General features: G+C 44.6%; 1 pseudogene. It reads left to right on the forward strand.

Annotated elements, in window-relative coordinates:
• Window positions 1–522, forward strand: a pseudogene (locus R7O13_RS30765) (hypothetical protein); the annotation flags it as partial.

Here is a 522-nt window from a genome sequence, read left to right on the forward strand (position 1 = left end):
GGTAACCAGAGTATCAAAGAAGACTCATCTTCTTTAAAAACGCGCAATACCATCGTAGCTCCCGTTCTTCCAAATATTGTTACTGGAGATAGCGAAGCGAGTGTAGTAGAAAGCCACGCATGGAATACGGATGGTGTATTTACGGTTGGAAGCGTATCCAGAACTGCAAGTAATACTAATGGCACTCACCATACCTCCAAAGCCGCTATTTGGGATCAAACTAAAGTTATCAGTGAAGTTCCTTGGCAAAGTGGGACGTCAAAAGACGGCGAAAGACTTGCTCAAGGGAGCATGCGTGATCTCGTAGTAGATGGTACGACCGTGTATGGTGTTGGTTACAACACATATGCCAATGATAATTATCTAAACGCGACCGTATTTGTTGGCAAGTTAGAATCGGAAAACTCCATTGCCAACGTCACCTGGGAAAGCAAAGCGGTTGCAGGAGCGAGACAAAAAGAGGGCGATGAAACAGTTCACCTCAACTCCAGACTTACTGATGTAAACTCAAACTTCGTAGCT

This window comes from Vibrio sp. Y176, from assembly GCF_033438945.1.